Source organism: Aquipuribacter hungaricus, assembly GCF_037860755.1.
Classification (GTDB): Bacteria; Actinomycetota; Actinomycetes; order Actinomycetales; family JBBAYJ01; genus Aquipuribacter; species Aquipuribacter hungaricus.
On record NZ_JBBEOI010000150.1, the window covers coordinates 1 to 9,198 of the forward strand.

General features: G+C 76.4%; 11 protein-coding genes. 7 read left to right on the forward strand and 4 right to left on the reverse strand.

Features of this window, described 5'->3' with window-relative positions; translation table 11 throughout:
* From WCS02_RS14080 to WCS02_RS14090, 3 genes are all read right to left on the reverse strand, one after another.
* Nucleotides 1–360: HAMP domain-containing protein (locus WCS02_RS14080; RefSeq protein ID WP_340294293.1), on the reverse strand; the 360-nt coding region annotated here is incomplete at its 3' end.
* Nucleotides 357–1,094: a response regulator transcription factor gene (locus WCS02_RS14085; RefSeq protein ID WP_340294295.1), complete on the reverse strand. Its 738-nt coding sequence runs from the start codon at nucleotides 1,092–1,094 to the stop codon at nucleotides 357–359. The genes WCS02_RS14085 and WCS02_RS14080, both read right to left, overlap by 4 nt.
* Nucleotides 1,095–1,157: 63 nt before the next feature.
* Entirely contained in the window at nucleotides 1,158–1,877 is a 720-nt protein-coding gene (locus WCS02_RS14090; RefSeq protein ID WP_340294297.1) for a hypothetical protein, read from the reverse strand.
* Between the two features lie 157 nt (nucleotides 1,878–2,034).
* On the opposite strand from WCS02_RS14090, the gene WCS02_RS14095 reads away from it, so the two are divergent.
* A complete protein-coding gene (locus WCS02_RS14095) occupies nucleotides 2,035–2,592 on the forward strand; it encodes a methyltransferase domain-containing protein (RefSeq protein WP_340294299.1) in 558 nt (185 codons plus the stop codon).
* The gene (locus WCS02_RS14100; protein WP_340294301.1) at nucleotides 2,589–3,227 is read left to right on the forward strand and encodes a hypothetical protein; all 639 of its coding nucleotides are present in this window, start codon (nucleotides 2,589–2,591) and stop codon (nucleotides 3,225–3,227) included. Before WCS02_RS14095 ends, WCS02_RS14100 begins: the two co-directional genes overlap by 4 nt.
* On the opposite strand, the gene WCS02_RS14105 is transcribed toward WCS02_RS14100, so the two are convergent.
* Nucleotides 3,219–3,659: an MmcQ/YjbR family DNA-binding protein gene (locus WCS02_RS14105; RefSeq protein ID WP_340294303.1), complete on the reverse strand. Its 441-nt coding sequence runs from the start codon at nucleotides 3,657–3,659 to the stop codon at nucleotides 3,219–3,221. The genes WCS02_RS14100 and WCS02_RS14105 overlap by 9 nt on opposite strands.
* A gap of 129 nt (nucleotides 3,660–3,788) precedes the next feature.
* Between WCS02_RS14105 and WCS02_RS14110 the strand changes: the two genes are divergently transcribed.
* The 5 genes from WCS02_RS14110 to WCS02_RS14130 form a co-directional block, all read left to right on the forward strand.
* The gene (locus WCS02_RS14110) at nucleotides 3,789–4,928 is read left to right on the forward strand and encodes an ROK family protein (protein WP_340294313.1); all 1,140 of its coding nucleotides are present in this window, start codon (nucleotides 3,789–3,791) and stop codon (nucleotides 4,926–4,928) included.
* A 99-nt stretch (nucleotides 4,929–5,027) separates the two neighbouring features.
* A complete protein-coding gene (locus WCS02_RS14115) occupies nucleotides 5,028–6,323 on the forward strand; it encodes an extracellular solute-binding protein (protein ID WP_340294305.1) in 1,296 nt (431 codons plus the stop codon).
* Nucleotides 6,324–6,328: 5 nt separating this feature from the next.
* Nucleotides 6,329–7,306, forward strand: coding sequence for a carbohydrate ABC transporter permease (locus WCS02_RS14120; protein ID WP_340294307.1), 978 nt, complete (start codon nucleotides 6,329–6,331; stop codon nucleotides 7,304–7,306).
* On the forward strand, nucleotides 7,303–8,136 hold the full coding sequence (locus tag WCS02_RS14125; RefSeq protein ID WP_340294309.1) for a carbohydrate ABC transporter permease: 834 nt from the start codon (nucleotides 7,303–7,305) through the stop codon (nucleotides 8,134–8,136). The genes WCS02_RS14120 and WCS02_RS14125 overlap by 4 nt, the downstream gene beginning before the upstream one ends.
* Nucleotides 8,133–9,198 (forward strand): glycoside hydrolase family 3 N-terminal domain-containing protein (locus tag WCS02_RS14130; protein WP_340294311.1); only part of this gene is annotated, 1,066 nt, incomplete at its 3' end. The genes WCS02_RS14125 and WCS02_RS14130, both read left to right, overlap by 4 nt.

Genomic DNA, 9,198 nt, shown 5'->3' on the forward strand with positions numbered 1-9,198 from the left:
GTCGGCGGCGGCCAGCTCGGCGGCCATGCCGGTGAACGCCCGGGCGAGCCGGCCCACCTCGTCGCGGCTGCTCGTCGCCACCGGCGGTGCGGGGCGCCCCGCGGCCATCGCGGCCGCCGCGGCGGTCATCTGCCGCAGCGGCGACGTCATGCCGTGCGCGAGGACCTGGGTGAGGACGAGGGCCGCGGTCATGGCGGCGGCGAGCGCCCACCACGTGCCGGTGCCGACCAGCTGCAGGCTCACGGTGGCCACGAGCAGGCCGACCGCGAGGCTGGCGAAGACGACGAGGCCGAGCTTCATCTTGATCGAGCGGACAGGGTCGAGCGGGCGCAGGTCGAACGGCCGGTCCAGGGCGGTCACCGGGGCACCTCCAGGGCGTAGCCGACACCGGTGACGGTGCGGATCCGGTCCGCACCCAGCTTGCGGCGCAGCGCCTTGACGTGGCTGTCGACCGCGCGGCCCGCCCGCAGCCGCGCGGGGGACCGGTCCTCGTCGGGCCAGTCCCAGACCTGGACCAGAAGCCGCTCCCGGCCGACGACGGCGCCCGGCCGCTCGGCCAGCTGCAGCAGCAGGTCGAACTCGGTGCGGGTGAGGTGGACGGGAGCGCCGTCGACGCTCGCCCGCCGCTGGACGGGGTCCACCCGCAGGCCGCCGACCTCGACCACCGCGGCGGTGGCCTCGTCCCCGCGGCGGGCGGCGATCTCGGTGGCGCGGTCGACCCGGCGCAGCAGCGCGGCCACCCGGGCGACGAGCTCCCGGGGGCTGAAGGGCTTGGTGAGGTAGTCGTCGGCGCCGACGGCGAGGCCGATGAGCCGGTCGGTCTCCTCGGCCCGGGCCGTGAGCATGAGGACCGGCACCGGCACGGTGGCCTGCACCTGGCGGCACACCTCGGTCCCGTCGAGGCGGGGCAGCATGACGTCGAGCACGACGAGGTCGTAGCGGGTGGCCGCGGCCGCGCGCACCGCGTCCAGCCCGTCGTGGACGACGTCGACGCGGTAGCCCTCGCTCTCCAGGCGCCGTCGGACGGCGTCGGCGATGGCGGCGTCGTCCTCGACGACCAGCACGCGGCGGTCCCTGGTGCCCGTGGGGTCCATGCCCGCGACGCTAGCGAGCGGGTGCGGAGGGAACCGGGGCGACGTGTGGAGACGACGTGGAGATCAGCGCAGGCTGCAGCCCGAGGGGCACGACAGCCCGACGTCGACGACCGCGCGGCCGGCGTCGTCGACCACGCGCGCGGTCTCCACGCGCAGGCCCGCCGGCAGCTCGTCGGCGGCCACCCCGAAGGCCGGCAGCCCCGGCACCCGGGCCAGGTCGACGTCCTGGCCCGACGCCCGCGCGGCCACGGGCTCCACGACGATGCCGCCGTCCACCGCGCGGACCTGCAGCTCCAGCTCCACCGGCACGACCCCGGAGCCGGGGACCTCGAAGGGTCCGCCCACCCGTACCCGGTCCGGCGGCAGCGCCACGACCGAGGCCGCGACCGCCGCGGCGACCGCCGGGTCGAAGCGGCCGGCCACGAGCCCGGCCGCGTCGGCCCGGACGGTGGCGCGCAGGGAGGACACCGAGCGCCCGTCCGTCGCGACGTCCTCGGCGAGCAGGTCCACCGCGGGCAGCGGGACGCCCTCGAGGACGCCGTCGCGCGCCTCGACCCGGATCCCCTCCAGCCGACCGGTGACCAGGCCCGCGAGGGCGAACCCCTGCACCGAGCTCTCGACGGAGGTGAAGCTGCCACCCCGGGCGCTGACCTCGTCCTGGACCAGGTCGGTGACCACCGCCTCGACCTGCCCGCGCACCAGCCACTCGGCGGCGGCGACGGCGGCGAGGACGACGAGCAGCAGCACGCCGAGGGCGACGGCGGCGCGGCCCAGCGCGCTCACGCCGAGGCCCCCGGCACCCGGGCGGCGGGCTCCGGGGCCCGCGGCCGGGACGGCAGGGCACGGGCTCGGTCGGGGGCTGGCACCGGCCCATCATCGGGCACCGGGTCGTCCCGCCGACGGAGGTCGCGCTGTCGGACCCCCGTCGGAGCATCACGGCATGGCCCGGCCCCCCGACGTCCCCGCCCGGGTCGCGTGGGCGGTCGACCTGCTCGACCCCCGACCCGACGACGTCGTGCTCGAGGTCGGCGGCGGGCCCGGCGTGTCCGCGTCCCTGGTCTGCGCGCGGCTGACGACGGGCCGGCTCGTGGAGGTGGAGCGGTCGCCGGTCGCGGTGGCGCGGACCCGCGCCCGGGCCGCCGACCACGTCGACGCCGGCCGCCTGGTCCTCGTCGAGGGCGCGCTCGCGTCCGCGCGGCTGGAGCCGTCGTCGGTGGACCGGGCGCTCGCGCTCGACGTCGGTGCCTTCTGGGCCGCCGACCCGGCGGCCGAGCTCGACGTCCTGGCCCGCGCGCTCCGGCCAGGCGCCCCGCTGCTCGTGCTGTACGGGGCGGGCAGCCCGACAGGGCCCGGGCGCGTGGTCCCGGTCGTGCGCGCGGCGCTGGGCCGGCACGGGTTCGTCGACGTGCGGACCGTCGAGGCGGCCGAGGGCTGGGGCGTGACCGCCCGGCGGGCCCCGGCCGCGCTGTCGGAGCCGACCGGCACGCTGCCCGCATGACGCAGGAGACACGGGTGCTGCTCGAGCACGGCGCGCGGTGGGTGTTCGCCAGCGCGCTGGACCACCCCGGCTGGGCCCGGCGCGGCAAGGGTGAGGACGCGGCGCTGCAGGCCCTCGCCTCGTACGAGGAGCGCTACCGGGCCGTCGTCGGCGACGACCTCTGCCGCCCGGGCGCAGGAGCACACCTGCAGGTCGTGGAGTCGGCCCCCGGCACGGCGACGACCGACTTCGGGGCGCCCGACGCCAAGGGGGAGGCCGACCTGGAGCCGCTGGACGCGGCCGGCTCCGCGCGGCTGGTCACCGTGCTCACCGCCTGCTGGGACGCCCTCGACGCCGTGGTCGCGCGGGCGCCGGCCGAGCTCACCCGGGGCCCGCGGGGCGGCGGCCGGGACCGGGACAAGGTGCGCGACCACGTGCAGGAGGCCGAGCGGAGCTACGGCCGCACCATCGGGGTGCGGGTGCCGCCGCGGACGCCGTGGCCCGAGCAGCGGGAGCTGCTGCTGACGGGGGTCGTGGCCGGCGTCGGCGCTCCCCCGCCGACCACGGGCTGGCCGGTCCGCTACTGGGCCCGCCGGGCGGCCTGGCACGTGCTGGACCACGCCTGGGAGATCGAGGACCGGACGCCCTCAGCCTGACGGCGGGGCCCCCTGGCCCGCCCCGTCCGGGCCCGCGCCGTCGAGAGCTCCGTCGAGGGCCCGGAGCATGCGGACCAGCGCCACCCGCCGGTAGGAGTCGTCGACGAGCTCGGCCATCTCCTCCCAGTCCACCGGCGGCAGGTCGTCGGCCTCGCGCAGGTCGAACCCGAGCCAGCCCGCCGGCCCGACGTAGGGCGGCACCGAGGCCCGCGGGTGCTGCAGCAGGGCCTCCCGGTCGCCGTCGTCGGGGTGCACGACGAGGCGCAGGTCGTCCTCGCCGGCGATGCCGTACTGGGCGAACACCCGCCTGCCGGCGACGAAGTGCGGGCGCCCGTGCGACTCCCGCTCGCCCGCCTCCGGGTAGCCCAGGCACATCGCCCGGACCCGGGCGAGCAGGGGGTCGTCCTCGTCGTACATCCGCGGGTGCGCCATGGCGGGACGCTGCCAGGGACCTCCGACAACCGACCGACCTCGCCCACTGGGCAGCCCTCCCGGAGTGTCACGGTTCTGTAACGGCACTTGACCGTGGTTTGTTAGGCAACTTCACTAACAAACGTGTCGATGACGACCACGCCGCCGGGGTCCAGGTCCCGGGCGCTGCGCCCCACCGGGCGCGCGCTGCCTGCCCACGCGCGGGCGCACAACCGCAGCCTGCTCCTGCAGTCGCTGGTCAGCGCCGGCCCCCACAGCCGGGCCGACCTGGCCCGGGCGACCGGCCTCACCCGCGTCACCGTGTCCGACGTCGTCGCCGCGCTCATCGACGACGGGCTCGTCGTGGAGCTCGGCGTCCGCCCGGGCACCCGTGTCGGCAAGCCGGCCGAGCTGGTCGGCGTCGACCCCGACGGCGCCCACATCGTGGCGGTGGACCTGTCCGACGACCGGTGCGTGAGCGGCGCGGTCGTCGACCTCGCCGGCCAGGTGCGGCGCACGGTCCAGGTGCCCCGCCGCGGCGCGCACGGCCAGGCGGCCGTCGACCTGCTCGTCGCCACCGTCCGCGACCTCGTCGGCGCCGCGACCGCGCCGCTGCTCGGCGTCGGCATCGGGACCCCCGGCATCGTCAGCGGCGGCGTGGTGGCCGAGGCCCCCAACCTCGGCTGGACCGACGTCGCCCTGGCGCGGCTGGTGTCCGACGCCGTGGGCCTGCCGGTGCACGTCGCCAACGACGCCAACGCCGCCGCGCTCGCCGAGCACAGCCACGGCGGCGCGGTCGACCGCGGCCTGCTCGTCCTCACCGTCGGGCTCGGCGTGGGCGCCGGCCTGCTGCTGGACGGCGCGCTGCTGCACGGTCCCCACCACGCGGCCGGCGAGATCGGCCACGTCGTCGTCGACGAGCGCGGCGGACCGTGCGCCTGCGGGCGGACCGGCTGCCTGGAGACCGTCCTGGCCGTGCCCGCCCTGCGCGCCGCCACCGAGGGCCTCCCCCCGGCGGCCGCCGAGCGTGCCCTCGCCTCGGCAGGCCGCCGGCTCGGGCAGGCACTGGCCCCCATCGTCGGGGTCCTCGACCTGCAGCAGGTGGTGCTCGCGGGACCGGCCGAGCTGCTGGGCGGGCCCCTGCTGCGCGCGACCGCGGCCACCGTCCGGCGCCGGGCGATGCCCGTCGTCGCCGAGGCGGTCGAGATCCGGCTGTCCGCCCTGGCGGACCGGGGCGTGCTGCTCGGCGCCTCCGTCCTCGTCCTGTCCGGCGAGCTCGGCGTCACCTGAGCGCCCGCCGCACCGCAGCACCTCAAGCACGGCAGCACCCCTCGGCACCCAGCACCGCAGCACGGCACACCCACCGGACCACGACCCAGGAGGACCACCATGAGACCTGTACCCGCCGGGGCGGCCGTCGCCACCGCCGCCCTCCTGCTCGCCGCGTGCGGCTCGGCCGCCGACGCCACCGGGACGGGGGGCAGCTCCCCCGACGGCGGCACCGAGGCCGGCGGCCAGACCGTCCGGCTCTGGCTCAACGGCGAGGACACGCCCCAGGAGATGGTCGACTACGCCGTCGCGGAGTTCGAGGCCGCCCACCCCGGGGTCACCGTGGAGTTCGAGCGGCAGCAGTGGACCGGCCTGGTCGAGAAGCTCACGACGTCGCTGTCGAGCAACGACAGCCCCGACGTCGTCGAGCTGGGCAACACGCAGGCCCAGGCGTTCGAGGCCGCCGGCGCGCTCCACGACCTCACCGACAAGAAGGAGGAGCTCGGCGGGGACGACCTGCTCACCAGCCTCGTCGAGGCCGGCACCTACGACGACCGGTTCTACGGCGTCCCCTACTACGCCGGCGCGCGCGTCGTCTTCTACCGCACGGACCACTTCGAGGAGGCCGGGCTGGAGGTGCCGACGACGCTGGAGGAGTTCCAGGCCGCCGGCGCCGCGCTCAAGCAGGCCAACGCCGACGTCCCGGGCTACTCGGGCATCTTCTTCCCGGGCAAGTACTGGTACGCGGCCCTGCCGTTCGTGTGGGAGTCCGGCGGCGAGATCGCCGTCCAGGACGGGGACACCTGGGACGCGCAGCTGTCGAGCCCGGGGTCCGTCGAGGGCCTGAGGCAGGTGCAGCAGATCATGGCCACGGCCTCGGGCGCCCCCGTCGACGGCGACGAGTCGCAGGACTACCTCGCCTTCTGCAACGGCGAGGTCGGGATGCTCATGGGCCCCGGCTGGAAGATCGGCCAGATCGTCAACGAGGACGACGGCTGCCCCGAGCTCGAGGGCAGCATCGGCGCCTTCCCGCTGCCGGGCAGCGAGCCCGGGACGACCGCCCCGGCGTTCCTCGGCGGGTCCAACCTCGCCGTGTCCGCGGGCTCGGAGGACCCGGAGCTCGCCTACGAGCTCGTCAAGGTCCTCACCAGCGACGGCTACCAGGAGCAGTTCGCGGAGCTGGGGCTGCTGCCGGCCAAGGTGTCGCTGCTCGAGGGCGTCGGCGGCTCCGAGGCCGCCGAGGCGCAGGCGGCGGCCGCGGCCAACTCGCGGTTCGTGCCCTCGAGCGAGCGGTGGGCCGGGGTCGAGGCGTCGACCGTGCTGCCGGACATGCTCGTGGCCATCGCCGGCGGGGCGGACGTCGAGGCCGAGGCGGCCCGGGCCGACGAGGCCATCGAGGCCCTCCTCAACGGCTGACGGCGGTGCCCGTCTCCACCCCGGTCGTCCCGGGGACCGCGTCACCGGTCCCCGGGGCGCCGCCCGGCCGCCGCCGACCGGCCCGGTCCGCCCGGTCCGGCGGCCCCGCGCTGCCCTACCTGCTGCTCCTGCCGGCCACCGTCGTGCTGGGCGCGATGCTGGCATGGCCGCTCGTCCGGCTGGTCCTGCTGTCGGTGCGGGAGTTCGGGCTCGCCCAGCAGTTCGGGCAGCCGGCCGCGTTCGTCGGGCTCGACAACTACGCGCGCATCCTCGACGACCCGCAGTTCTGGGCCGTGCTCGGCCGCACCGTCGCCTTCTGCGGCGTCACCGTGGCCCTGACGATGGTGCTCGGCACGCTCGTCGCGCTGCTCATGGACGCGCTCGGGCGCGGCCTGCGGCTGCTGGTCGGCATCGGGCTCATGCTCGCCTGGGCCATGCCGCCGGTGTCGGCGACCATCGTCTGGCAGTGGGTCTTCGACACCCGCTACGGCCTGGTCAACTACCTGCTCACCGCCTCCGGCGCCGGCGACTTCCGCGGCCACTCGTGGCTGGCGGACCCGGTGTCGTTCGTCGCGGTCGCCGCGCTCGTCGTGGTGTGGATGGGCGTCCCGTTCGTCGCCTTCACCCTGTACGCCGGGCTGACGCAGGTGCCGCGGGAGGTGCTCGAGGCCGCGCAGATCGACGGCGCCGGGCCGTGGCGGCGGTTCCGGTCGGTCACCGTGCCCTACCTGCGGCCGCTCCTGGCGATCCTCACCGCGCTGTCGGTGCTGTGGAACTTCCGCGTGTTCACGCCGGTGTACGTCCTGCAGGCGGCCGGCGGCAGCGCCCGCGACACCAACCTCGTCGGCGTCTTCGCCTACCGGATCTCCATCGGCGAGAACCGCTTCGACGTCGGCGCCGCCGTCGCGGTCGTCATGGTCGTGCTCACCCTCGCCCTGACCGCGGTCTACCTGCGGCAGATGGCCCGCCAGGAGGACGTGTGAGGGCGCCGCTGCGCCGCCGGGTCGCCCTCGCCGCGGCCGCCCTCGTCGTGTTCGTCTGCTCGACCGCCCCCGTGTACTGGATGGTCACGACATCGTTCCAGCGGGGCACCGACATCACCGCGCCGACCCCGACGTTCCACCCCTTCGGGGGGACGCTCGCCAACTACGCCAAGGTCGTCGAGCGCGGCTTCTTCCCCCAGGCCCTGCTCAACAGCCTCGTCGTCACGCTGTCGACCGTCGTGCTCGCCCTGCTGCTGGCGGTGCTCGCCGCCGTGGCCGTCGCCCGGTTCCGCTTCCGGGGGCGGGCGGGCTTCGTCGTCACCGTGCTCGTCGTGCAGATGATCCCGCCCGAGGCGCTGGTCATCTCGCTGTTCGGCGTGCTCGACGGCTGGCAGCTGGTCAACACGGTCCTGGGCCTCGTGCTGGTCTACCTCGTCTTCGTGCTGCCCTTCACGATCTGGACGCTGCGGGGCTTCGTCGCCGGCGTCCCCGTCGAGCTGGAGGAGGCGGCGATGATCGACGGCTGCAGCCGGGCCTCGGCGTTCCGGCGCATCACGTTCCCCCTCATGGCACCGGGCCTGGTCGCCACCGGGGTGTTCGCGTTCATCCAGGCGTGGAACGAGTTCGTCTTCGCCCTCGTCATCATGAACCGGCCTGACAGCCAGACCCTGCCGGTGTGGCTGCAGGCGTTCAACGCCGGTGCGCGCGGCACCGACTGGGGCGGCGTCATGGCGGGGTCCACGCTGATGGCCGTGCCCGTCGTCGTGTTCTTCCTGCTCGTGCAGACCCGCCTCACCCGGGGCCTGGCCGACGGGGCGGTGAAGGGGTGAGCGCCTCTCCCGACGACCTGCGGCGCCTCGGCCTGGGCGTGGTCATGGGCTGCTTCGCCGGACCCGACCTGCCGGGCTGGGTGCAGGACGACCTGCGGCACGGGCTCGGCTCGCTGTGCCTGTTCGGCTCCAACCTCGACGGCGACGACGCCACGGCCGCGGCGCTCGTCGCCCGGGTGCACGCGCTCGCCCCGGCGTGCCTGGTCGCCCTGGACGAGGAGGGCGGCGACGTCACGCGCCTGGACTTCGGGCGCGGGTCGCGGACCGTGGGCGCGGCGGTCCTCGGGGCGGGTGACGACGTCGTCGTCACCCGGCAGGTCACGGCCGACCTGGGACGGCGGCTCGCGCGGGTGGGCGTCGACCTCGACCTCGCGCCCGTCCTCGACGTCAACAGCGCCCCGGACAACCCGGTGATCGGCAGCCGCAGCTACGGCGCCGACCCGGACCTGGTGGCCCGCCACGGCGTCGCGGCCGTGCACGGCCTGGCCGAGGCGGGCGTCGCGGCCTGCCTCAAGCACTTCCCCGGCCACGGCGACACGGTCGACGACTCCCACGTCGCCGCCCCCGTGGTGCAGGCAACGGCCGACGTGCTCCGGTTGCGCGAGCTCGTGCCGTTCGCGGCCGCCGTGGCCGCGGGCGCCGAGGCCGTCATGACCGCCCACGTCCTCGTCCCCGCCCTCGACCCGCACGGTCCCGCGTCCACGAGCGCGGCGGTCACCGCCCTGCTGCGCGACGAGCTCGGCTTCGACGGCGTCCTCGTCACCGACGCCCTCGACATGGCCGGGGTGAGCGGGCCGCAGGCGCACGGCTCGGTCGAGGCCGCCGCGGTCGCCTCGCTCGTAGCGGGGGCGGACCTGCTGTGCCTGGGCGCGGACTGGGACCGCGACCGGGTGCACGCGGTCGTCGACGCCGTGGTCGACGCGGTCCGGGACGAGCGCCTGACCCGGGAGCGGCTCGAGGAGGCGGCCGGGCGGGTGCGCAGGCTGGGCGAGCGGTGCGCCTCCCGCCGGTCTGCCGCAGCCGTAGGGACGGCCGGCGCGGACGGCGCGGCCGGGGCTGAGG

What these genes read in the sequence shown, in the direction of transcription:
- WCS02_RS14085 (WP_340294295.1), bottom strand. Translation starts at nt 1,094, where the DNA reads ATGGACCCCACGGGCACCAGGGACCGCCGCGTGCTGGTCGTCGAGGAC.
- WCS02_RS14100 (WP_340294301.1), top strand. Translation starts at nt 2,589, where the DNA reads ATGACGCAGGAGACACGGGTGCTGCTCGAGCACGGCGCGCGGTGGGTG.
- WCS02_RS14105 (WP_340294303.1), bottom strand. Translation starts at nt 3,659, where the DNA reads ATGGCGCACCCGCGGATGTACGACGAGGACGACCCCCTGCTCGCCCGG.
- WCS02_RS14095 (WP_340294299.1), top strand. Translation starts at nt 2,035, where the DNA reads ATGGCCCGGCCCCCCGACGTCCCCGCCCGGGTCGCGTGGGCGGTCGAC.
- WCS02_RS14115 (WP_340294305.1), top strand. Translation starts at nt 5,028, where the DNA reads ATGAGACCTGTACCCGCCGGGGCGGCCGTCGCCACCGCCGCCCTCCTG.
- WCS02_RS14110 (WP_340294313.1), top strand. Translation starts at nt 3,789, where the DNA reads ATGACGACCACGCCGCCGGGGTCCAGGTCCCGGGCGCTGCGCCCCACC.